Annotated in this window: 15 protein-coding genes and 1 pseudogene; 15 read left to right on the forward strand and 1 reads right to left on the reverse strand. The window is 68.3% G+C overall.

Annotated features, from left to right (window positions below):
- Positions 1-43: 43 nt before the first annotated feature.
- The 3 genes and pseudogenes from GOAMI_RS23435 to GOAMI_RS08945 form a co-directional block, all read left to right on the forward strand.
- Positions 44-941: pseudogene (locus tag GOAMI_RS23435) on the forward strand (HNH endonuclease); the annotation flags it as partial.
- Between the two features lie 301 nt (positions 942-1,242).
- Complete coding sequence (locus tag GOAMI_RS08940) at positions 1,243-1,935, forward strand: DUF5336 domain-containing protein (RefSeq protein WP_006436152.1); 693 nt, start codon at positions 1,243-1,245, stop codon at positions 1,933-1,935.
- Positions 1,916-2,731 carry a N5-glutamine methyltransferase family protein gene (locus GOAMI_RS08945; protein ID WP_051349674.1) on the forward strand — a complete coding sequence of 272 codons (816 nt, stop codon included), beginning with the start codon at positions 1,916-1,918 and terminating at the stop codon, positions 2,729-2,731. The genes GOAMI_RS08940 and GOAMI_RS08945 overlap by 20 nt, the downstream gene beginning before the upstream one ends.
- Positions 2,732-2,917: 186 nt before the next feature.
- Here the strand turns inward: GOAMI_RS08945 and GOAMI_RS08950 are convergent, their stop codons facing one another.
- A complete protein-coding gene (locus tag GOAMI_RS08950; RefSeq protein ID WP_006436154.1) occupies positions 2,918-6,496 on the reverse strand; it encodes an indolepyruvate ferredoxin oxidoreductase family protein in 3,579 nt (1,192 codons plus the stop codon).
- Positions 6,497-6,955: 459 nt separating this feature from the next.
- Here GOAMI_RS08950 and GOAMI_RS08955 point away from each other — a divergent pair, with 459 nt between their 5' ends.
- The 12 genes from GOAMI_RS08955 to GOAMI_RS09010 all read left to right on the forward strand — a co-directional run bounded on the left by GOAMI_RS08955 (position 6,956) and on the right by GOAMI_RS09010 (position 23,217).
- Positions 6,956-8,536, forward strand: coding sequence for a carboxyl transferase domain-containing protein (locus tag GOAMI_RS08955; protein ID WP_006436155.1), 1,581 nt, complete (start codon positions 6,956-6,958; stop codon positions 8,534-8,536).
- Positions 8,537-8,595: 59 nt separating this feature from the next.
- Positions 8,596-10,665 carry an acetyl/propionyl/methylcrotonyl-CoA carboxylase subunit alpha gene (locus tag GOAMI_RS08960; protein ID WP_006436156.1) on the forward strand — a complete coding sequence of 690 codons (2,070 nt, stop codon included), beginning with the start codon at positions 8,596-8,598 and terminating at the stop codon, positions 10,663-10,665.
- A gap of 123 nt (positions 10,666-10,788) precedes the next feature.
- Positions 10,789-11,934 (forward strand): acyl-CoA dehydrogenase family protein, encoded by a 1,146-nt coding sequence (locus GOAMI_RS08965; protein WP_006436157.1) that lies wholly within the window; start codon positions 10,789-10,791, stop codon positions 11,932-11,934.
- Entirely contained in the window at positions 11,931-12,431 is a 501-nt protein-coding gene (locus tag GOAMI_RS08970; protein ID WP_006436158.1) for a MaoC family dehydratase, read from the forward strand. Before GOAMI_RS08965 ends, GOAMI_RS08970 begins: the two co-directional genes overlap by 4 nt.
- Positions 12,432-12,436: 5 nt before the next feature.
- Positions 12,437-13,357, forward strand: coding sequence for an HpcH/HpaI aldolase/citrate lyase family protein (locus GOAMI_RS08975; protein ID WP_006436159.1), 921 nt, complete (start codon positions 12,437-12,439; stop codon positions 13,355-13,357).
- Between the two features lie 68 nt (positions 13,358-13,425).
- Complete coding sequence (locus GOAMI_RS08980; protein ID WP_006436160.1) at positions 13,426-15,081, forward strand: AMP-binding protein; 1,656 nt, start codon at positions 13,426-13,428, stop codon at positions 15,079-15,081.
- 62 nt (positions 15,082-15,143) lie between these two features.
- Positions 15,144-17,096: an acetoacetate--CoA ligase gene (locus tag GOAMI_RS08985; protein ID WP_051995393.1), complete on the forward strand. Its 1,953-nt coding sequence runs from the start codon at positions 15,144-15,146 to the stop codon at positions 17,094-17,096.
- Positions 17,097-17,309: 213 nt separating this feature from the next.
- Complete coding sequence (locus GOAMI_RS08990) at positions 17,310-18,494, forward strand: DUF5336 domain-containing protein (protein ID WP_006436162.1); 1,185 nt, start codon at positions 17,310-17,312, stop codon at positions 18,492-18,494.
- Positions 18,495-18,639: 145 nt separating this feature from the next.
- Entirely contained in the window at positions 18,640-20,247 is a 1,608-nt protein-coding gene (locus GOAMI_RS08995) for a cell division protein PerM (RefSeq protein WP_006436163.1), read from the forward strand.
- Positions 20,248-20,292: 45 nt separating this feature from the next.
- Positions 20,293-20,916: a phosphoribosylglycinamide formyltransferase gene (gene purN, locus GOAMI_RS09000; RefSeq protein WP_006436164.1), complete on the forward strand. Its 624-nt coding sequence runs from the start codon at positions 20,293-20,295 to the stop codon at positions 20,914-20,916.
- Positions 20,913-22,487: a bifunctional phosphoribosylaminoimidazolecarboxamide formyltransferase/IMP cyclohydrolase gene (gene purH / locus GOAMI_RS09005; RefSeq protein WP_006436165.1), complete on the forward strand. Its 1,575-nt coding sequence runs from the start codon at positions 20,913-20,915 to the stop codon at positions 22,485-22,487. Before purN ends, purH begins: the two co-directional genes overlap by 4 nt.
- Positions 22,474-23,217 carry a sulfite exporter TauE/SafE family protein gene (locus GOAMI_RS09010; protein WP_081598219.1) on the forward strand — a complete coding sequence of 248 codons (744 nt, stop codon included), beginning with the start codon at positions 22,474-22,476 and terminating at the stop codon, positions 23,215-23,217. Before purH ends, GOAMI_RS09010 begins: the two co-directional genes overlap by 14 nt.
- The last annotated feature ends 131 nt before the right edge of the window (positions 23,218-23,348 follow it).

The raw sequence follows: 23,348 nt of genomic DNA on the forward strand, positions 1-23,348 counted from the left end.
AGGCGGGAGGGAAGCGGTCGCGCGGGAACGGGCGATGTAGATCCGCCTGTCGGGTGAAGCTGTCGACGCCATCGTGCGTGGAATAATCGCTATCGAGAAGCGCTCACCCGCAACGGTTTCCGAGGGCGATCGTGCCGACTACGAAACCGAACTCCTCACCCAAGCCCTGTCCGGTGCCACACCTGCGGAGATCCAAAAACACGCGCAAACGATCGGCAACACTATCGCCGACGAGAAGGGCGGCATCCCCGCCTGCGACGACCGAGCCTCGGACACCCTGTCGCACCACCTGACTGACGACAGTCGCGTCGAGATCCACGCCAACGTGACCCAGGCCGTGGGTGAGAAGTTCATCGCCATGATCGACGAACGCTCCACCCCGCGACCCGAACCCGACGGCAGCGAGGACCGACGATCGCCAGGCCAGCGTCGTTCCGACGCCCTCGAGACCCTGCTGGATCACCCAGAACCCAGACACTGCTCACCATTCCCGCCGACGGCAGCAATCCCGCGTTCCTGCCCTGGACCGGGTCGACAACCCAGGCGACCGCGAAACGACTGTCGTGCGACGGAACTCTGACCGAGATCATCATCGACGGCGAGACCGTGCCCCTGGCCATGGGCCGCGAACGACGACTGTTCCCCGCCCACCTGCGTAAGGCGATCATCGTCCGCGACGAGAACTGCATCAAATGCGGTGCGCCGCCATCACACACCCAGGTGCATCACATCCAACACTGGTCCGACGACGGTGATACCGACCTCGACAACGGCTGCCTGCTCTGCCGACGCTGCCACACCCAGATCCACCACAACGGCTGGGACATCATGATGGGCTTCGACCGCCACCCTGGCTGATCCCACCGGCTGACATCGACCCCCGACGTCAGGCACTACCCGCCTACAACCGACGCACCATGCGACTCGACGACGCCGCCTGACACACAGAGACTTTCGCGCAGCAGGGTTTCGATACGGCTCGTCGCAAGCTCCTCACCTACTCAACCAGCAGAGGCACCCGGCGATCAGCCGGGACCGCATCCGTTCCTTGACAACTCCACAGTGTGAACACGGCCCCCCGATCGGTGACCGCCGGCCTCGCGCGACGGGCTGGTGCCGCGTGGCGACCGGTCAAATGAATCTCGTCGGCGCTGGTGCACCGGGATGCGGGTCGGCTTACCCTTGCCGCAGGTCACGATGATGAGGCGCGGCCGTCAGGGGATGAAGGACGAGGAGTGTGCGGTGAATCCAGGCGATCCCAACCAGCAACAGGGCGGTCAGTGGTCGCCGGCCCCACAGGGTCCTCCGCCGTCCGGCGGTTTCCCCGGCAACCCGGGTGAGACCGCGCAGTTTCAGGGCGGTCCGCCCACCGGTGGGGTTCCCGGACAGCAGTGGGGTCCTCCGGGACCGCAGAACCAGTACCCGACCGGCGGCTGGGGTCCCGCACCCGGAATGGGTCCTCAGCGGATGGGCCCTCGTCCTGATCTGTCGGTGATCTTCGCGCTGGCGGCGGCGGTCGCCGGCGTCGTCACCTACTTCATGGGTTTCGTCAGCTGGGTCTCGGTGTCGGCGGGAGCCGAGCAGGAACTCGACCGGTGGGGTCGCGACTTCGAGGAAGGACGGGGCGGCATCCCGGCCTTCTTCTCCTACGAGATCGTGCTGAACCCGGGCAAGTTCTTCATCCTGCTCGGGGTGGTCGGGGTCGCGACGACGCTCGTGTTGGTTCCGAGATACCGGAAGGCGCTGCCGTTCCTCGCCGTGATCGCGCTCGCCGGTTGGCTGGCACTCTTCGCGTCCGCCCTGATCATGCCGCCGTTCCTCGACCTCGGCGCCGGCGCCATCGCGGGTCTGATCTTCGGATTCCTGCAGGTGGCGCTCCTGATGACCGCGTCGTTCTTGTACGGTCTCAAGAAGGATGACTCCACACCTTCCTGACGGACATGTGCAACCGGCGGGTCTCGTCGACGACCCGCTGGTGATTGCACTTCGTCGTGCCGGCTGCGTATTCGCCGAGGACGAGGCCGAGTTGCTCCGTCGACACGCCCTCGCAGCCGAACTCGACGATCTGCTCAGACGCCGGATCGCGGGTGAACCTCTCGAACACCTGCTCGGCTGGGTGCAGTTCGGAGGTCTCCGGCTCAGCGTCGGACCGGGTGTGTTCGTGCCGCGACAGCGGTCGCTGTTGTTGGCGCGAGAAGCCGTCACGGCTGCGGCGCAACGACGAGAACCAGTTGTCCTCGAGGCGTTCTGCGGGGTGGCACCGATCGCCTCGGCCGTGGCCGCGACGGTCGACGGCGCGCAGGTGCACGCCGCTGACATCGCCGCCGACGCGCTCGTCCATGCCCGCCGAAACCTGCCCGATCGCGCGCAGATCCATCACGGGATCGGCTTCGACGCGATACCCGCGTCGCTTCGCGGCCGCGTCGAGGTGATCGCTGCCGTCCCGCCGTACGTTCCCGAGCACGCCTTCGATCTGCTCGCCCCGGAAGCGCGCGACCACGAGCCCCGACGTGCCCTCACCGGAGGGGTGGACGGCCTCGATCACATCGAGGCGCTGATCGCCGATGCGCAGACGTGGCTGTCCGACGACGGAGTGCTGCTCGTCGAGATGAACGTCGCACAGTTCGACGCCGTCGCTGTTCGCGACGGGCACTCCAGCGCATTCGCACTCGACGCCGTCCCCGGCGACGACGGGCAGACCGTCGTCGCCGTCCTGCGACGGTGCCCCTGAGATCCGCCCCGGGAATCCCCCCGGCCCGAAATACGCCCCCGTGATCCGCCCTCCAGCGCCCCACCGACGACGATACGTCGTCGGGTAGCCGCTGAGGGGTTGTTCTCCGGGGCGCATTTCGGGAGCGGGTGGTTTTCGGGGGCGGTTGTCAGGGGCGGTTTCCAGGACGCCGGGTCTGGCGGCCTGTCAGACGCCCAGGGCCTGACGCAGCCGGCTGACCTCTGCCCGGTACTTCTCGACGTTGCGCATCTTCACGCTCTCGTAGCCGCGCACCATGTCCGGCAACCCGGCGAGTTCGACGACGGTCGGCAGCTGCGACTCACCGACCTTCCCACTCGCCATCGCGGCCAGCAGTGCGTCGACCATCTCGCGGTACTCGACGATCAGCGCACGTTCGGTGCGGCGGATCTCGTTGCGGCCGAACGGGTCGAGTGCCGTCCCGCGAAGTCGCTTCATCGACGCGAGGGACTTCAGCGGCCGGTTCGCCCAGCCGCCGAGGGCCATCTTCTCGCGCATGCCCATCCGGCGCAGTGTCGGCGGATGCAGGCGAACGGCGACCTCTGCATCGTCACCGAACTCCTCGGCCACCTTCGCCGCGAACGCGGGGTCCTGCGTCAGCCGTGCCACCTCGTACTCGTCCTTGTACGCCATCAGCTTGTACAGGTTGCGCGCGACGGTGTCGGTCAACTCGTCACTGCCCACACCCCGGCGCACCCGCTCGACGACGCCGAGATACTCACGTGCGTAACGCTCGTCGGCGTAGGCCGTCAGCTCGTCGTAGCGGAGGGCGACGGTGCGTGCCTGCTCGTCGCCGAAACCGCCTGCACGGACGACGCCCATCGCGTGCTCGGACGGTTCGGGTTCCGCGGTCGCGGCACCATGCAGCGAGGCGATGGTCGCCGACACCGCGTCCGCGTCGGCAACTGCCTGACGCCCCCGTCGGAATGCCTGCACGTTGGCATCGACCGCGACCCCGTTCAGCTCGATCGCACGCTCGATCGACGAGGCCGAGATCGCCAGCGCCCCGGCCTGGTACGCGGCTCCCACCATGACCAAGTTGGCGAACTGCTCGTCACCGAAAAGGGCCGTCGACAATGCCCCGGAATCCAGGTAGAGGCCGCGTGTCACGTGAGCGTCGATCGCCGAATGGATCGCGGTCTCGGCGGGGAAGCCCACCGAGGTGTCGATGACCATGAGCCCGGTGGGCACCTGCGTCGTGGACACCACGGCGACGGTCTTCTCGGGGGCTGCGACCTTCAGGTTGACCGGGTCGGTTCCGACCAGCGGGTCGCAGACGAGGTAGAGGTCGCAGTCGTCGGTGGCCACCTTCGCCGCCTGTTCGACGTCGTACGGCGCGACCTTGATGTCGCTGACGACGGCGCCGCCCTTCTGCGCCAGGCCCGTCATGTCGACGGTGCGGGCGGCGTGACCGTCGAGCACCGCAGCCGTTGCCAGCACCTGAGACACCGTCACCACGCCGGTGCCGCCGATGCCGGTGATCCGCAGGGAGAAGGTGTCGCGCACCGCCGGGAGGGACGGTTCCGGCAGCAGCGCGTCGGGGATGTCGGTGGCGTGCGCCCGCGTCCGCGTCGCGCCCGGCGTGACGGTGACGAAGGAGGGGCAGTCGCCCTTCAGGCACGAATAGTCGAGGTTGCATGAACTCTGGTCGATCTGCGTCTTGCGTCCGAACTCGGTGTGCACCGGATGCACGGACAGGCAGTTCGACTTCTCACCGCAGTCGCCGCACCCCTCACAGATCCGCTCGTTGATCATCACGCGCGTGGTGGGGGTGGGCATGGTGCCGCGCTTGCGCTTACGGCGCTTCTCCGCGGCGCAGTGCTGGTCGTGGACGAGGACGGTCACACCGGGTACGCCGGCGAGTTCGGTCTGCACCTCGCCCAACTCGTCACGATGACGGACCTCCACGTCTCTCGGAAGGCCCAGTGCGCGAGTGCGTTTCGGGTCGTCGGAGGTCACGACGATCCGGTGGACGCCCTCGTCGAGCAGGAGGGACGTCAACCGCGGGAGGTCCATCGCCCCGACCGGGTCCTGGCCGCCGGTCATCGCGACCGTGCCGTTGTAGAGCAGTTTGTAGGTGATGTTCTCGCCGGAGGCGACTGCTGCCCGCAGCGCCAGCGAACCCGAGTGCATGAAGGTGCCATCACCGACGTTCTGCACGAAGTGGTCGGCCGACACGAACGGCGCCATACCGATCCACTGCGCGCCTTCGCCGCCCATCTGCGTGATGCCGGCGACATCGCCGACCTGGCGCGGGTCCATCAGCAGAACCATGGCGTGACAACCGATCCCGGCGCCGACGAGGGTGTCCTCGGAGACCTTGGTCGAGCTGTTGTGCGGGCACCCGGAACAGAAGTACGGCGTGCGGACCGCAAGGGGTAGTTCGATCCTTGTGCGACGCCGCGACCGCTGCTCGATCCACGCCTGCGCGGCGTCGACGTGATGCCGTGCGAGACGGTCGGCGAGACCGCGGGTCACGGCGTCGACGTCGAGTTCGCCGAACCGGGAGAACAGCGTCGAACCGTCCTCGTGGACCTTGCCGACGATGCGGGGTGCACGCGGGTGACGGAACAGGATGTCGCGCATCATCGTCTCGATGAAGTCGCGCTTCTCCTCGATGACGATGACCTCGTCGAGATCGCCTCTGGCGGTGTCGAACATGAAGCGGTTCAAGATGTCCCGCTCGATCGGATAGACCATCCCGAGCTTGAGGAGGCGGATGCCGAGACGACGCAGGTCGTCGTCGCTGATGTGCATGAGGCGCAGGGCTTCTCGAAGGTCGAGGTAGGTCTTGCCCGCGGCGACGATGCCGATCCGGTCGTCGGGTGTGGACACCACGATCTGGTTGATCCCGTTGAGCCGCGCGTACTCCTGCGCGCGGGGGATGCGGGTGGTGAGCTGATTCTGCTCGAGTTCCATCAGGTTGGTACCGAGAAGCCGGCCGCTCGGGACATGCGGGCTACGCCCGAGATCTCCATAGGTGGGGATGATCCGATCGGGATCCACGTGGGCGGTCGACGAGCCGTCGGCGACGTGGGCCGAGATCTTCAGCGAGGTCCACAGTCCGCTGACGCGACTCATGATCGCCGCGTGCACTCCGAGGTCGAGGATGTCCTGCGAGTCGGCGGGGTAGAGGATCGGGATGTAGAGGTCGGCCAGGGCCATCTCCGACGCGCACGGCACCGTCGAGGACTTGGCACCCGGATCGTCGCCGACCAGGGCCACCGCACCGCCGGACGGGTGCGTGCCGACCAGATTGGCGTGCCGGATCGCGTCGGTGGCGCGGTCGAGGCCGGGGGCCTTCCCGTACCAGTAGCCGACGACGCCGTCGCGGGACATACCGTCGGGAGCAGCGCTCAGCTCGGCAACCTGGGCGGCCACCTGCGAACCCATCACCGAGGTCGCGGCGATCTCCTCGTTCAGGCCGGGGCGGTGGACGATGTCGTAGGGCGCGAGGAGGTCGCGGCGACGAGCGAGTTCGAGGTCGTAACCGGCGAGGGGAGAGCCCTCGTAGCCGGAGATGAACGACGCGGTGGTCAGGTTCTGGCGGCGGTCGACGCGAGCGCGGTCGCGGACCATGCGGACCAGGGCCTGAATGCCGGAGAGGTAGATCGTGCCCGACTCACGGGTATAGCGGTCGTCGAGCGAGAACTCGTCAGGAAAGGGCTCGGACGAGCGTGTTGCCGACAAGCCGGTCTGTGGGGTCGGCACGTGCTGGAAGCGTGCGCGGTCGTCTGCGAGGGTCATGGGGTTACCTGGCCTTCTATGTGCGGTGGCCGGTCCGGTCGTGCCGGGGATCGACGCATCGGTTGTGGCGGCCCGGGGGTGGTGGGCCTGCCACCACAGTACGAGATGACGTGACGCGCGTCACGTTGAATGGGGCCACGGTGCGGGGGCTTCGACGCGGTGCCTCGCTCCGCTCGGTACCGGCTCAGCCGGCGGGGGTGGCGGTTGGGGGGGCTTCGACGCGGTGCCTCGCTCCGCTCGGTACCGGCTCAGCCGGCGGGGGTGGCGGTTGGGGGGCTTCGACGCGGTGCCTCGCTTCGCTCGGTACCGGCTCAGCCGGCGGGGGTGGCGGTTGGGGGGGCTTCGACGCGGTGCCTCGCTTCGCTCGGTACCGGCTCAGCCGACGGGGAGGCGGGCGTGACACGGACCACTCCATGGCGTACGATTCCGTTCAGTTAATCCCTACTAACTGAAGGGTCGATGGTGACCAGCACGCTCGACGGCTTCCGGGCCGCGCACCAGCAGAATCTCGACCTGCTCAACCAGCGTCTGACGACGGTGTCCGCCGGCGGCGGGGCCAAGGCGCGCGAACGCCACGTCGCCCGCGGCAAGCTGCTGCCGCGCGACCGAGTCGACGGGCTGCTCGACGTCGGTTCGCCGTTCATCGAGGTGGCTCCCCTCGCCGCGTTCGGGATGTACGACGACAAGGCTCCGGCCGCGGGTGTCATCGCCGGCGTCGGCCGGGTGGCCGGCCGGGAATGCATGATCGTCGCCAATGACGCCACCGTGTCGGGCGGCACCTACTACCCGGTCACGGTGAAGAAGCACCTGCGCGCGCAGGAGATCGCCGCGGCCAACCGGTTGCCCTGCATCTACCTCGTCGACTCCGGCGGCGCGATGCTGCTGCAGCAGGACGAGGTCTTCCCGGATCGCGATCACTTCGGTCGCATCTTCTACAACCAGGCCACCATGAGCGCCGCGGGCATCCCGCAGATCGCCGCGGTCCTCGGTTCCTCGACCGCCGGCGGCGCCTACGTTCCGGCCATGAGCGACGAGACGGTCATCGTCCGCAATCAGGGCACCATCTTCCTCGCCGGACCGCCGCTGGTGAAAGCCGCCACCGGCGAAGACGTCTCGGCCGAGGACCTCGGCGGCGGCGCGATGCACTCCTCGGTCTCCGGCGTCACCGACCACCTCGTCGACAACGACCAGCAGGCGCTCGCTAAGGTCCGCGAGATCGTCGCCACCCTCGGTCCGCGTGAGGCGCCGCAGTGGGAGACCATCCCGGCGCGGGAGCCGCTCCGTCCGCAGACCGACATCTACGACGTCGTGCCCACCGATTCGCGCACGCCGTACGACGTGCGCGAGGTCATCGAGATCATCTGTGACGCCGGTGAATACACCGAGTTCAAGGCGAACTACGGCACGACCCTCGTCACCGCCTTCGCCCACATCCACGGTCACCCGGTGGGCATCATCGCCAACAACGGCGTACTCTTCAGCGAATCCGCCCTCAAGGGAGCGCATTTCATCGAGCTGTGCGATCAGCGTCGAATCCCGTTGATCTTCCTCCAGAACATCACCGGGTTCATGGTCGGCAAGGCCTACGAGGAGGGCGGCATCGCCAAGAACGGGGCCAAGATGGTCAACGCGGTCGCCTGCGCGCGTGTCCCGAAGTTCACCGTCATGGTCGGCGGCTCGTTCGGTGCCGGCAACTACTCGATGTGCGGCCGGGCCTACTCGCCGAGGTTCCTGTGGATGTGGCCCAACGCACGTATTTCCGTAATGGGTGGGCCGCAGGCCGCCGACACGCTGGGCACGGTGCGCCGCAACCAGATCGAGCGATCCGGGGACACCTGGCCGGCGGCGGACGAAGAGGCCTTCAAGGCGCCCATCCGGGAACAGTTCGAACGCCAGTCCGACGCCTACTATTCGACGGCCCGACTCTGGGACGACGGCATCGTCGACCCCGCCCAGACCCGCACGCTGCTCGGGCTCGCGCTCGAGACGGCGCGGTACGCGCCACTGGCCGACCCGCGCTACGGCGTCTTCCGGATGTGAGACCCGAGACCGAGATGCAATCGCCGAGTTCGACCACGACCCGCAGAGGACCCGAGACCGTGAGCACCAGACCCATTCGCAGCGTCCTGGTGGCGAACCGTGGTGAGATCGCCTGCCGGGTGATCGACACGCTGCGCCGCCTGGGAATCCGAAGTATCGCCGTCTACTCCGACGCGGATGCGCAAGCACGCCACGTCCGTGAGGCCGATGTCGCCGTCCGGATCGGACCGGCCGCCGCCTCACAGAGCTACCTCGACATCGAAGCCGTCGTCGACGCCGCACGCAAGACCGGAGCCGACGCCGTCCATCCCGGCTACGGATTCCTCTCGGAGAACCAGAAATTCGCTGCCGCGCTCGCGGACGCGGGCATCGTCTTCATCGGCCCGCCGGCCGAGGCCATCGCCACGATGGGCGACAAGATCACCGCACGCGCCGCTGTCACCGAGCGCGACGTACCGGTGGTTCCGGGACTCTCGCGTCCCGGTCTCACCGACGCCGACCTCATCGCCGCGGCCCCCGACATCGGCTTCCCCGTCCTCATCAAGCCGAGCGCCGGGGGTGGCGGCAAGGGGATGCACCGCGTCGCCGACCCCGCCGAACTGCCCGCGGCACTCCAGCGCGCACGACGCGAGGCGGGCGCCGCGTTCGGCGACGACGCCCTGTTCCTCGAACACTTCGTGGACACCCCGCGCCACATCGAGGTGCAGGTCCTCGCCGACACCCACGGCAACGTGATCCATCTCGGCGAACGTGAGTGCTCCCTGCAGCGCCGTCACCAGAAGGTCATCGAGGAGGCGCCGTCGGCGCTGCTCGACGCCGAGACCCGCGCCCGGATCGGCGAGGCCGCCTGCGACGCCGCGCGCAGCGTCGGCTACACCGGCGCCGGCACCGTCGAGTTCATCGTCTCGGCGCACAAGCCGGACGAGTTCTTCTTCATGGAGATGAACACCCGGCTGCAGGTCGAGCACCCGGTCACCGAACTCGTCACCGGAATCGACCTGGTTGAGCAGCAGATTCGCGTCGCCCGCGGTGAGGTGCTCGGCCTGGCCCAGGACGACATCGAGCTCACCGGCCACGCCATCGAGGCCCGCGTGTACGCCGAGGATCCCGCGCGCGGCTTCCTGCCGACCGGCGGCACCATCGAACATCTCGTCCATCCCGACACGTCGCCGGGAAGCGGCGTCCGCGTCGACTCCGCGATGCTGGCGGGTCTGCGCGTCGGCAGCGACTACGATCCGATGCTCGCCAAGATCATCGCGCACGGCAGCGATCGTGAGGAGGCTCTCGAACGACTGGACCAGGCACTGGCGCACACTCGCGTCCTCGGTGTCGTCACCAACATCGACTTCTGCCGCTTCGTCCTGCGTCAGCAGGCCGTCGTCGACGCCGAACTCGACACCGAGCTCCTCGATCGTCTCGTCACCGATTACGCAGTGCCGCAACCTTCTCCGGAGGCGCAGGTCCTCGTCGGCCTCGCCCGCATCGGCACCCGGGACCGCGGTGACGTCTGGTCCTCGTCCGTCGGGTGGCGCGTCGGCGAACCCGCGCCGGTGGTGACCAGACTCGTGAGCGGCGGACATCACTCCACCGTCTCGATCCGCGTTGAACGTGCTGACGCGCACTCTGTTTCGGGAACAGCCACGGTCACCGCGGAGGGTGTCGAAGGCGACGCGTCGTGGTCCGCCGACGTCGTCTACCTGCCCGCGCGGCCAGGTGACGGCCCGAACTCCGACCGGCTCATCGTCGACGGGATCAGTCAATCGTGGTCGTCGACGCTGATCGGCGAATCCTGGTGGGTGTCGGGCCCGTCCGGCGCGTGGGTCCTCGACCTGGCCCGCCCGCTCCTCGACGAGGCCGCCGACGAACGGGCCGGCGAGATCGTCAGCCCGATGCCGGGCACCGTCGTCGCCGTGGGTGTCACCTCCGGCGACGAGGTGAGCAGCGGCGCATCCGTCGTGGTCGTCGAGGCGATGAAGATGGAACACGCCCTGACCGCGCCGGTCGACGGGACCGTCGACATCACGGTGTCGGTGGGTGACAAAGTGGATGCCGGACAGATCCTCGCCGTGGTCACGCCGGCTTCGGTGGCCGATCCGAAAGAACCCGTCGATGCCACCGCCCCTTCGTGACGGCCCTCCGCAGGCTCCGGGCCTCCTCAGGGAGCGAAGGGGTGACGGCCCTCCGCAAGCGACGAGCCTCGAAGGGCTCGGAACCAACCGAACACCAAAGTGACAAGAGCGAATAGGACTCTCATGGAACTCACGCAGGAGTACACCGACCTCATCGAGACGGTGCGCGACTTCGCGCAGACCGTGGTGGCGCCGGTGGCCGCGAAACACGATGCCGACCACACCTTCCCGTATGAGGTCATCGCCCAGATGGGCAAGATGGGGCTCTTCGGGCTGCCGTTCCCCGAGGAGTACGGGGGCATGGGCGGTGACTACTTCGCGCTGGCCCTCGCGCTGGAAGAACTCGGCAAGGTCGACCAGTCCGTGGCCATCACCCTCGAGGCCGGGGTGAGCCTGGGTGCGATGCCGATCTATCGTTTCGGCACCGAGGAGCAGAAGCAGCAGTACCTGCCCGACCTCACCGCCGGCACGGCACTCGCCGGTTTCGGCCTGACCGAACCGGGTGCGGGCTCCGACGCCGGTGCCACCGCGACCACCGCCCGCGACGACGGTGACTCATGGATCATCAACGGCGGCAAGCAGTTCATCACCAATTCGGGCACCGACATCACCTCGCTGGTGACGGTCACCGCGGTGACCGGGGTCAAGGAGAACGGCAAGAAGGAGATCTCGACGATCATCGTGCCGTCGGGAACGCCCGGATTCACCGCCGAACCGGCCTACAACAAGGTCGGCTGGAACGCCTCGGACACCCATCCGCTCACGTTCACCGACGTGCGGGTGCCCAAGGAGAACCTGCTCGGCGAACGCGGGCGCGGCTACGCCAACTTCCTGTCGATCCTCGACGAGGGACGCATCGCGATCGCCGCCCTCGCCACCGGTGCCGCACAGGGTTGCGTCGACGAAAGCGTCAAGTACGCCAAGGAGCGTCAGTCGTTCGGCAAGCCGATCGGGGAGTACCAGTCGGTGTCCTTCGCCATCGCCCGGATGGAGGCGCGGGCGCACGTCGCGCGGACCGCCTACTACGACGCGGCGGCGAAGATGCTGGCAGGCAAGCCCTTCAAGAAGGAGGCGTCGATCGCGAAGCTGGTGGCCAGCGAGGCGGCGATGGACAACGCGCGCGTCGCCACCCAGATCCACGGCGGCTACGGATTCATGAACGACTACCCGGTCGCGCGCCACTACCGCGACTCCAAGATCCTCGAGATCGGCGAAGGCACCACCGAGGTGCAGCTGATGCTCATCGCCCGAGAATTGGGATTCGCATGAGCGAGACCGACCAGACACCCGTGAACCGCGTCGTCCAGCGCGGACTCTGGTTCGAGGAGTTCACCGAGGGCACACTCTACGAACACCGGCCGGGCCGCACCGTGACCGAGGCCGACAACGTGCTGTTCACCACGCTCACCATGAACACCCAGGCCCTGCACCTCGACGCCGCCTGGTCGGCGCAGCAAGCCGGCTTCGGTGGACAGCGCCTGATCAACTCGATGTTCACGCTGTCCACGATCGTGGGCCTGTCGGTCAGCCAGCTGACACAGGGCACACTGGTGGCCAACCTCGGATTCTCCGAGGTCGCGTTCCCCGCGCCGCTGTTCGCCGGTGACACGTTGTACGCCGAGACCCTGTGCACCGGTAAACGCGAATCCCGGTCGAGGCCGGGGGAGGGCGTGGTGAACTTGACCCACATCGGACGCAATCAGCACGGCGAGGTCGTCGCGCGAGCCGCGCGGGCCACGTTGGTGCGCAAGCAACCTACGGAGTGACGAAGATGTTCTTCGACGGACCCGCCGACAACTCGCTCGTGAGCGGAGCGAATCTGGGTGATTCCCAGCTGGCCAACGCCTGGCTACCCGCCGGGCCGGCCCTGCTGTTCTGCCCGGCCGACCGGCCGGAGCGCTACCAGAAGGCTCTCGATCGCGCCGACGTCGTCATCCTCGACCTCGAGGACGCGGTGTCGCCGGCGAATCGCGCGGTGGCCCGGGAGGCGTTGATCGCCAACCCGATCGACCCCGACCGCACGATCGTGCGGATCAACCCGGCCGGCACCGGCGACTACCGTCGCGACCTCGCCGCGGTCTCCGAGACGAACTACCGCGTCGTCATGCAGGCCAAGTCGGAGGACGTGGCGTCGATCCTGGACACCGCATTCCAGACGATCGCGCTGATCGAGACACCGCTCGGTGCCACCCGCGCCAACGACATCGCCGCCACCTCGACCTGCATCGGACTCATGTGGGGCGCCGAGGACCTGGTCGCCGGACTCGGCGGGACGTCGAGCCGATTCGGCCCCGACGAGCCGCGGGCCGGCGAGTACCGCGACGTCGCCGCCTGGGTACGGTCGATGGTCCGCATCGCGGCCGCCGCGCACGGCAAGTTCGCCGTGGACTCGGTGCATCTCGACATCGGCGACGTCGACGGCCTGATCGACGAGGTGCGGGACGCGGTGGCCCTCGGCTACACCGCGACCGCGTGCATCCACCCGTCGCAGGTCGAGCACATCCGCGCGGGCTACCAACCGTCCGAGGAGTCGATCGCGTGGGCGCGCAGGGTCATCGACGGTTCCGCGGAACACAACGGCGGCGTCTTCAGCCTCGACGGCCAGATGATCGACGGTCCGGTGCTCCGGCAGGCCGAGGTCGTGCTGTCCCGGCTGACCGAACGACCGACCGTGAACGCCGAGGACTCCTGATCCACCTGCGACTCCTGATCCACCTGCACTGACTCGTTCGCGACATCCCCGAGAGACCGGAGCATGCCATGAGCAACGACGCTCACGCCCAGAACCTCGCACACACCCACGGACCGCAGAGTCCGGCCCTGCTGACGGACACGATCGGCGTGACCCTGGCGCGGACCGTCGAGAGATACGGCGACCACATCGCGCTGATCGACGCCGCGGCGGATCGGCAGTGGACCTACACCGAATTCCACCGTGACGTAAGGGCATTGGCCGCCGGCCTGCTGCGCCTCGGGGTGGCGCCGGGGGATCGCATCGGCCTGTGGGCGCCCAACCGGTTCGAGTGGGTTCTCACCCAGTACGCCACCGCCGAGATCGGCGCGATCCTGGTGAACCTGAACCCGGCCTACCGCCAGAACGAGATCGAGTACGCCCTGAAGCAGTCCGGATCGAGCGTCGTCCTCGCCGCCGAGCGGTTCAAGGACTCGGGCTACGCGTCGATGCTGGCGGAGGCGCGCCCGCACTGTCCGGACCTGCGAACCGTGGTGACCTTCGAGTCCACAGACTGGGCGGACCTGACCGCCACCCCCTCCGACGAGGAGCTGGCACGCGTCGCCGACATCGCGGCGTCGTTGTCCGCCGACGACCCGATCAACATCCAGTACACCTCGGGCACAACGGGATTCCCCAAGGGGGCGACGCTGTCGCATCGCAACATCGGGAACAACGGCTACCTCGTCGGTGAGCTGCTCGACTACACCGCCGAGGACCGCATCTGCCTGCCGGTGCCGTTCTACCACTGCTTCGGGATGGTCATGGGCAACCTCGCCGCCACCAGTCACGGTGCGGCCATGGTGATCCCGGGCCCGGCCTTCGACCCGCGGGCAACACTGGACGCGGTCGCCGAACACCGCTGCACCAGCCTGTACGGCGTGCCGACGATGTTCATCGCCGAACTCGCGCTGCTCGACGCGGCCCCCGACGGGTACGCTCCCGACCTCTCGTCGCTGCGCACCGGGATCATGGCCGGTTCACCGTGCCCCGAACAGGTGATGCGCCAGGTGGTCGATCGCATGCACATGAGCGAGGTCTCCATCTGCTACGGCATGACCGAGACATCGCCGGTGTCCACCCAGACCAGGGTCGACGACCCGCTCGAGTTGCGCGTCACCACCGTCGGCCAGGTCGGACCGCACCTCGAGATCAAGATCGTCGCCCCCGGCACCGGGGAAACGCTCGGACGCAACGAGACCGGTGAACTGTGCACGCGCGGCTACTCGGTGATGACCGGCTACTGGAACGACCCGGAGAAGACCGCCGAGGCCATCGACGCCGACGGGTGGATGCACACCGGCGACCTCGCCGAGATGGACGACGCCGGCTACGTCCGGATCACCGGCCGGATCAAGGACATGGTGATCCGCGGCGGCGAGAACATCTACCCGCGCGAGATCGAGGAATTCCTCTACACCCATCCCGACATCCTCGACGCCCAGGTCATCGGTGTCCCGGACGAGAAGTACGGGGAGGAACTCATGGCGTGGGTCCGACTCCGCGACCACGCAACCGATCTCACCGCGGAGGACGTGCGCGCCTTCGCCGACGGCAAGATCGCCCGGCACAAGATCCCGCGATACGTCCACGTGGTCAAGGAATTCCCCATGACCGTCACCGGAAAGGTACGCAAGGTCGCGATGCGCGAAGAGGCCACCTCCATCCTGGAGGACCTGAGATGACCGGTGCGTCCCGGTCGGGTGACCGGCAGACGAGTACGGCGCTGCGGGCCGACGAGCCCGCGATGGACCGGTTCCGCCGGCTCGTCGAGGACCGTTTCGGTGCGCGCACCGCGGATTACGACGAGCTCTGGTCGTGGTCGGTGCGGCAGCCGGCACAGTTCTGGCGAGCACTGTGGGAGTTCTTCGACCTCGACGCGCTGGCGGCCGAACCCCTCGCCGAGGGCGACGCAGCGGTCCTCGGCGACGCCCGGATGCCCGGCGCGCAGTGGTTTCCCGGCATCCGCTTGAACTACGTCAGCCAGGTCCTGCGCCACGCCGACCTTCCCGGTGCCGCCATCGTCGGACTCGACGAAGCCGGGGAACGCTCCGAGATCGCCTGGTCGGAATTGCCGGGAATGGTTGCCGCCCTGGCCACGACGCTGCGTGAGCAGGGGATCGGTCCCGGCGACGTCGTGGCCGCCTACCTTCCCGACATCCCCGAGGCGGTCGTCGCCTTCCTCGCCACCGCGAGCCTCGGCGCCATCTGGTCCGGATGCGGTCAGGACTACGCACCCCAGGGCGCCGCGAGCCGCCTCGGCCAATTGCACCCGAAGGTCTTGTTCAGCGCCGCGGGTTACCGCTACGGCGGCAAGGACATCGACAAGCGTTCCGACAGTGCGGAACTGGCGAGCCTGCTGCCGGAGCTGGTCGCGCACATCACGATCGGCGGGGACGCCGACACCGTCTCGGACGGGGGCCCGGCACGCATCGACTACGCCGACGCCCTCACCACGGATGCCGGTGACGCGGAACCGGTCCTCGTGGACTTCGACCATCCCCTCTGGATCTTGTTCAGCTCGGGGACGACCGGACGCCCCAAGGGGATCGTGCACGGTCACGGCGGCGTCGTCGTCGAACATCTCAAGGCGGGTGCGCTGCACGGCGACCTGTCCTCGGACGACGTGTTCTTCTGGCAGACCGCGCTCAGCTGGATGATGTGGAACTACCAGGTCGCCGGTCTGCTCTGCGGGGCACGGATCATCTGCTACAGCGGTTCTCCCCTCTACCCGGACGCCGACCGGCTCTGGCAGATCGTCGCCGATGAGAAGGTCACCTACTTCGGCACCTCGCCCGGTCAGCTACAGGCATCTCGCAAGGCCGGCCTCGAACCGGGCCGCGACCACGACCTGTCTCGGCTGCGCGCCCTGGGCAGTACGGGCTCCTCGCTCGCCGCCGACCTCTTCACCTGGGTCGACGACCACGTGAAAGGCGGACTGCCGATCTCGTCGATCAGCGGGGGCACCGACATCGTGTCGGCCTTCGCCGGCGGATCGATCGGTGCCCCGGTGGTGCCGGGCGAGTTGTCGGTCCGCTATCTCGGTGTCGCGCTGCAGAGCTGGGCCCCGGACGGCACACCGCTCGTCGGCGAGGTCGGCGAGCTCGTCGTCACCGCGCCGATGCCGTCGATGCCGGTGCATTTCTGGGACGACCCGGACGGCACCCGCTACCGTTCCGCCTACTTCGACCATGAGTGGGAAGGCCCGACGGCGCATCCCGATGGGCCGGTGTGGCGTCACGGCGACTGGGTCACCGTGACCGAGCGCGGCTCACTGGTCATCCACGGTCGCAGCGATGCGACGTTGAACCGGCACGGAATCCGCATGGGATCGGCCGACATCTACGAGGTCGTGGAGGCCCTCGACGAGATCGCCGAGGCGTTCGTCCTCGGCGTCGACGGACCCGGCGGCGCCTACTGGATGCCCCTGTTCGTCACTCTCGTCCCCGACGCGGTCCTCGACGACGCCCTCACCGCGCGGATCGCTGCCGCGGTCCGAGACCGGTTGTCCAAACGCCATGTGCCCGATGAGGTGATCGAGGCACCCGGTATCCCACACACGCGGACCGGCAAGAAACTCGAGGTTCCGGTCACGGCGATTCTGGCCGGCCGGTCGGAGGTCAACATCGATCCCAAATCGGTCGACGACTACTCGCTGATCGACTGGTATGCCGAACAGGGCCGAGCTCACCACTGGTGATCGTTGTGCACGAGGAGCGCATCGTCCCCGCCCGGCATGGGTAGCGTGGACGGTGTCGTCGACGGCAGACGTCGAATCGTTCATGTGACCCGACGGTCACATGTACTACCGTGGGCCCGGTGTGCCCGTCGGGACGGTGACGGGGGAGATTCCGTCATCACCGGCGCGCGACCCGAGCGAAGAAGACCCAGACGAGCCGACCAGGAGATCGCCATGACGTATCCATCGGGGGGCTACGGGCAGCAGCCCGAGTCCGGCCAGTCCTACGGCCAGTACGGGAGTCCCTCGGGCTACCCGCAGGCCGGATCCCAGAACCCCGGATCGCAGGGGTCGCCGACCTCCGGTTCGGAGCAGTACGGCCAGCAGTACCCGCAGAGTGGTCAGCAGGGTTACGGCCAGAGCCCTCAGCAGAATTATGGGCAGCAGTACGGCCAGCAGCAGGGCTATGAACAGCAGTACGGCCAGCAGCAGGGCTATGAACAGCAGGGTTACGGTCAGCAGGGTTACGGCCAGCAGGGCTACGGCCAGTACGGCTATTCGCAGCAGCCGGCGAAGCCGCCGAGCCAGGGCCTGCCCGCGATCACGCCGACGATCCTGGCCGGCGTCATCGGGCTGTTCGGGCTCGTCGTGCTGTTCAGCGGCTTCCTCGCCGCCGCCAAGGCCTACGACTTCGAGGTGCAGCTGTTCCAGACGCAGTACAACGCCCCGTACGCGCTGGTCGCCGTCGCCGGTGTGCTCTCGCTCATCTGGCTGATCCCGGGCGTCAAGGTCGCCGCGGCACCGATCGTCGCATCGCTGACCGTCACGGCGTTCCTGATCACGCTGTTCCAGTTCCTCAACGTCGACGACAACGCCTCCGGCGCGATCGTCCTGCTGATCTTCTCGCTCCTCTCGGCGATCCTCGCGATCGTGTGGCTGCTCGTCGAGGCGGCGGTCATCAAGGTGGCGCCCGCGGTGGGAGCTCCGTCGTCCGCCACCGGACCGATCTCGACCGCGGCGTCGACCGCCGATGCCTCGGCGAGCCAGCCGGCCGCCGGTCAGGGTCAGGGCGATGCCCAGTCCGCCGCATACGGCACCGGCAGCGGCCAGGCGCAGTACGGCCAGCAGTCGTCGGGCCAGCAGCCGTCGGCGAACTACGATCCGTCCGCGTACTCGCAGGCGCCCGGCACCGGCCAGAGCGGCTACCCGGGATCGGGCGCCCAGCCGGGACAGGCGTCGGCGCACAGTGAGTCCGGCTACGGCGGCTACAACCCGGGTCAGTACTCGGCGGGCGCCTCGGGAGCCTCGACCGGTGGTGGCGCGTCGGCGAGCCCGTCGGAATCGGAGGCCGGTCCGGCCGCCGACCACTCGACCACGGTCTTCCAGAAGCCCGAACCGCCCACGAGCAGCGGTAGCTGATCGGAGGCATACGAGGGTGCCCCGCCGACACTCGTCGGCGGGGCACCGTCGTGTTCGGGGCCGGCTCTCGTGACCTGAGACGCTTTCCGTCTCATCGCGGCGCGTCTCCGACGGCCCGGCGGCCACCCGTGCCACGCTCATGACGATGCCCACCTTCAGGCCCGACTCGACCGCGGAGAACCTGGCGTCGCAGCTGCGCGCACTGCGACGATCCCGTCGTGCCCAGCGCAGCGCCGTCGAGGGTTCGGCCCGGCAGCTGGCCGTGGTCGCATTCACCGTTCCCGCGCTCGCCCTGGTCACGCTCATCGTCGTGATGCTGACGGTGCTGCTGCTCGCGAGTAGCGGACTCACCGGCCTGCCGAGCGCGATCGCGTCGAGCTGGTTGGCGATCCATCAGGTGCCGGTGACCATCAGCGGGGTCACGATCGGCGTGCTGCCGTTGCTGCCGACCCTGGTCGTCGCGATCGGCACCGCCCGCCTGACGACCCGCGCGATCGGTGGGAGTGGACCCACACAACGGTCGGCGCACGACCTGTTCGACGTCGGTGCCGTGGTCTGCTCGGCGATCGTCGGTCCGTTGCTGATCACCGCGATGTCCCTGGCCATCGTGATGGACGGCGGATCGGTGCTCCCGGTGCAGACGCCCAATGCGCTGATCGCCTTCGCCTACACGATCGGTATCCACGGCGGTGCGGCGCTGGCCGGCGTCACCTGGGTACGACGACACGACTTCGCAGCCCGGTGGGGGATGTCCTACGCCGACCGCCGCGGCTTCCGATACGGACTCGTCGCCGTGCTGGCATTGCTGGTCACCGGCGCGGTGCTGGTGTGCCTGCGCATGCTGATGCGGCACACCGAGATCGGTGAGCTGATCGAAACGGGCTACGACTTCGACGGTTTCCTCGGGCTCACCCTGCTGTCGCTCCTGTATCTCCCGAATCTGATGGTCGGCGCGACCGCTGTCCTCGTCGGTTCCGACGTACAGCTCGGCGCGATGACCGTCGACCTGTTCACCGTCCGCGGGGGAGCGGTCCCTCCCGTCCCCGCCCTCGCCGTCCTGCCCGACGGAACCGGTGCAGGCGACTGGGGCTTCCTCGGGCTGATCGCCCCCGCCGCCGTGGCGGTCTTCGTGGGCTGGCGCTGCCGCGACCTCAACCCGGTCGCGCATTTTCGCTCGATCGGGGTGGCCGCAGCCGTCGCCGCATCGGCCATGGCGATCCTGACCGCGACCGCCGGCGGATCGCTGGGCGAGTTCGGCGACGTCGCGGTCACCGTCTCCGCGGCCGGCGTCTTCACGCTCGGCTGGATCGCGGTGGTCGGCATCCTCCTCGCGCTCGTCTACGCCTTCCTCCCCTCGACCCGGGCCGCCCGCGCAGCCGTCGGGGACGAGTACTTCGACGACCCGGACGACCTCGGCTTCGAAGACGAATACGTCATCGTCGCCGACATCGACGAAGACGACGAATACGTCGAGTACACCGAGACCGACGACGGTGCGTACGAGGACGATGAGTACGGCGAGGGGTACGACGACGAGGGGTACGGCGACGAGGGTGGCTACGAGGACGCCGAATACACCGAGGCGGACCACGCGGGGGACGACTCCGTCGACGGGTTCGTCCCGGCCGATGCGGACGACGTCCCGCCGTCGACCAATCGGATCCACCCCGACGACCTCGACGACAGCAACCTCGTCGACGACGCCGACTACGACCTCTACCCGGGAACACCCGGCGCGGGGCGTCGGCGCTGAGACCCGCTCATTCCCGCTCGACGTGCTGCTATTAGGCTCGCAGGCGTGACTTCGGAGACCGCGCCTGCACCAACACCTGTCGTGGTGATGGCGTCGGGCACCGGTTCCCTGCTCGAGTCGCTGCTCGCCCGTGCCGCCGCCGACGACGCTCCGTTCACGGTCGCGGCCATCGTGGTCGATCGCGTCTGCCGGGCCCAGGAGATCGCGCAACGCAACGAGATCCCGTTGATCACCTGCCGCGTCGGCGACCATGACGATCGGGCCGCCTGGGATCAGGCGCTCACCGACGCCGTCGCGGCGATCGATCCGGGCTGGGTGGTCACCGCGGGATTCATGAAGATCCTCGGTCCGGCCTTCCTCGAACGGTTCGGTGGACGAATCGTCAACAGCCATCCCGCGCTGCTGCCGGCGTTCCCGGGCGCGCACGGCGTGCCCGAGGCACTCGACTACGGCGTCAAGGTCACCGGTGCGACCGTCCACCTCGTGGACGAAGGCGTCGACACCGGCCCGATCCTGGCCCAGCAGGTGGTCACGGTCGACGACGACGACACCGTCGACACCTTGCACGAACGCATCAAAACGGTCGAGCGCGTGTTGCTCGCCGAAGTGGTGACCGCACTGGTCACCCGTGGAGTAGTCATCGATGGACGAAAGGCCCGCATCCCGTGAACGCACAGCCCGCTGACAGCGCCCGCCGACCCATCCGGCGCGCACTGGTGAGTGTCTACGACAAGAGCGGCCTGGCCGACCTCGCGACCGCACTGCAGGTCGCCGGGGTGGAGATCGTCTCGACGGGATCGACCGCCAAGACCATCGCCGACGCAGGTGTCCCCGTCGTGGAGGTCTCGACGCTGACCGGCTTCCCCGAGTGCCTCGACGGCCGGGTGAAGACCCTGCATCCCAAGGTGCACGCCGGCATCCTCGCCGACACCCGCAAGGACGACCACGTCGCCCAGCTCGCCGAATTGGGCGTCGCCGCATTCGATCTCGTCGTCGTGAACGTGTACCCGTTCACCGCGACCGTCGCCTCGGGCGCGACCCCCGACGAGTGCATCGAGCAGATCGACATCGGCGGCCCGTCGATGGTGCGCGGTGCCGCCAAGAACCACCCGTCGGTGGCCGTCGTGACCAGCCCCGGTGACTACGGTCTGGTGACCGAGGCGATCTCGGCCGGCGGCTTCACTCTCGCCGATCGGAAGAAGCTGGCCGCCAAGGCGTTCCGGCACACCGCCGACTACGACGTGGCCGTCGCCTCATGGATGTCGAGCGTGGTCGCACCGGAGGACGAGTCGCAGTTCCCGATCTGGGCGGGTGCCACCTGGAACCGCTCGGCCGTCCTGCGTTACGGCGAGAACCCGCACCAGGCCGCCGCCCTCTACGTCGGCAACGCCGGCGAAGGCGGCCTCGCCACCGCCGAGCAGTTGCACGGCAAGGAGATGAGCTACAACAACTACACCGACGCCGACGCCGCCTGGCGTGCCGCGTACGACTTCGACGCGCCGGCGGTCGCGATCATCAAGCACGCCAACCCGTGCGGCATCGCCGTCGGTGCCGACATCGCCGAGGCGCACCGCAAGGCCCACGCCTGCGACCCGGTCAGCGCCTACGGCGGCGTGATCGCCGCGAACCGCGAGATCACCGTCGAGATGGCCGAGCAGGTCGCCGAGATCTTCACCGAGGTCGTCGTTGCGCCCGGTTTCGCCGATGGCGCGCTCTCGGTGCTCACCCGCAAGAAGAACATCCGTGTGCTGGTGGCGACACCGCCGTCGGCCACCGGTATCGAGACCAAGCCGGTCTCCGGTGGTCTGCTGATGCAGCAGCGCGACGTCCTCGACGCCGAGGGTGACAACCCCGCCAACTGGAACCTGGTCGCCGGTCCGCCGGCCGACGCCCAGACTCTCGCGGATCTCGAATTCGCCTGGCGTGCTTGTCGTTCGGTGAAGTCGAACGCGATCCTGCTGGCCGCCGACGGTGCCTCGGTCGGCGTCGGCATGGGGCAGGTCAACCGTGTCGACTCCGCCCATCTCGCCGTTCAGCGTGCCGGTGACCGCGCCTCGGGCAGTGTCGGTGCGTCCGACGCCTTCTTCCCGTTCCCGGATGGTCTCCAGGTGCTGCTGTCCGCGGGCGTCAAGGCGGTCGTGCAGCCGGGCGGTTCCATTCGTGACAACGAGGTCATCGAGGCGGCCGACGAGGCGGGCGTGACGCTCTACCTCACCGGGGCCCGCCATTTCGCTCACTGATCTCGCACTACTCGTCGTCGCCGGTTTCGGCGCGGGTCTGATCGGATACATCACCGGACTGGCGTCCATCGTCAGCTATCCCGCACTTCTCGCGGTCGGTCTCACCCCGATCGCGGCGAACGTGACCAACACGGTCGCACTCGTCGCGGTCGGGGTCGGCAGCACCGCCCAGTCGGGTAGGGCCCTGCTCGACGGCGATCGCCGACGCCTCGTCATCGGACTGTTCGCCGCACTCGTCGGCGGAACGATCGGCGCCGCACTACTTCTCGTCACGCCTGCCGAGGCATTCGAGGCGCTGGTCCCGTTCCTGGTGGCGATCGCGGCCATCGCGCTTCTCGTGCAGCCGGTCCTGCGTCGGTGGGCGACCTCGCACGCCGAACGGCCGTGGATCTTCATCCTGGGACTGATGATGATCTGCATCTACGGCGGCTACTTCGGTGCGGGTGCGGGCATCATGATCCTGGCGCTGATGCTGGTGGTCACCAGTGAGCCGTTATGGCGTGCGGCACTGTCGAAGTCGGTGTTCCTCGGGGTCGCCAACGCCGTCGCCGCGGTCGGGTTCATGATCTTCGGGCCGGTGGACTGGTGGGCCGCGCTCGCGATGGCGATCGGCTGTCTCCTCGGCGGCTGGTGCGGGCCGCCGGTGGTCAAGCGACTGCCCGCCGGTCCGTTGCGGATCGTCGTCGGACTGTGCGGGCTCGGCCTCGCAGTGTGGCTCGCCGTCGCCTGAGTACGGATGAGGCCGACGATGGCGTCCTCGTGAGAGGTCCCCGAGGGCACATCGCCCTCGGACAGCGCTGAGATGGACGCGAACTTCGCGGTGTTTCGGTGTTTCGGTCAGCGTGAGCGCAATCCTGTCCG

Source organism: Gordonia amicalis NBRC 100051 = JCM 11271, assembly GCF_000332995.1.
Lineage (GTDB): Bacteria > Actinomycetota > Actinomycetes > Mycobacteriales > Mycobacteriaceae > Gordonia > Gordonia amicalis.

Bases quoted from the DNA above. Each gene is read 5' to 3' on its own strand.
- GOAMI_RS08990 (WP_006436162.1), top strand. From the start codon at position 17,310: ATGACGTATCCATCGGGGGGCTACGGGCAGCAGCCCGAGTCCGGCCAG.
- GOAMI_RS08985 (WP_051995393.1), top strand. From the start codon at position 15,144: ATGGACCGGTTCCGCCGGCTCGTCGAGGACCGTTTCGGTGCGCGCACC.
- GOAMI_RS08965 (WP_006436157.1), top strand. From the start codon at position 10,789: ATGGAACTCACGCAGGAGTACACCGACCTCATCGAGACGGTGCGCGAC.
- GOAMI_RS08950 (WP_006436154.1), bottom strand. From the start codon at position 6,496: ATGACCCTCGCAGACGACCGCGCACGCTTCCAGCACGTGCCGACCCCA.
- GOAMI_RS08995 (WP_006436163.1), top strand. From the start codon at position 18,640: ATGCCCACCTTCAGGCCCGACTCGACCGCGGAGAACCTGGCGTCGCAG.
- GOAMI_RS08945 (WP_051349674.1), top strand. From the start codon at position 1,916: ATGACTCCACACCTTCCTGACGGACATGTGCAACCGGCGGGTCTCGTC.
- GOAMI_RS08955 (WP_006436155.1), top strand. From the start codon at position 6,956: ATGGTGACCAGCACGCTCGACGGCTTCCGGGCCGCGCACCAGCAGAAT.
- GOAMI_RS08970 (WP_006436158.1), top strand. From the start codon at position 11,931: ATGAGCGAGACCGACCAGACACCCGTGAACCGCGTCGTCCAGCGCGGA.
- GOAMI_RS08975 (WP_006436159.1), top strand. From the start codon at position 12,437: ATGTTCTTCGACGGACCCGCCGACAACTCGCTCGTGAGCGGAGCGAAT.
- GOAMI_RS08980 (WP_006436160.1), top strand. From the start codon at position 13,426: ATGAGCAACGACGCTCACGCCCAGAACCTCGCACACACCCACGGACCG.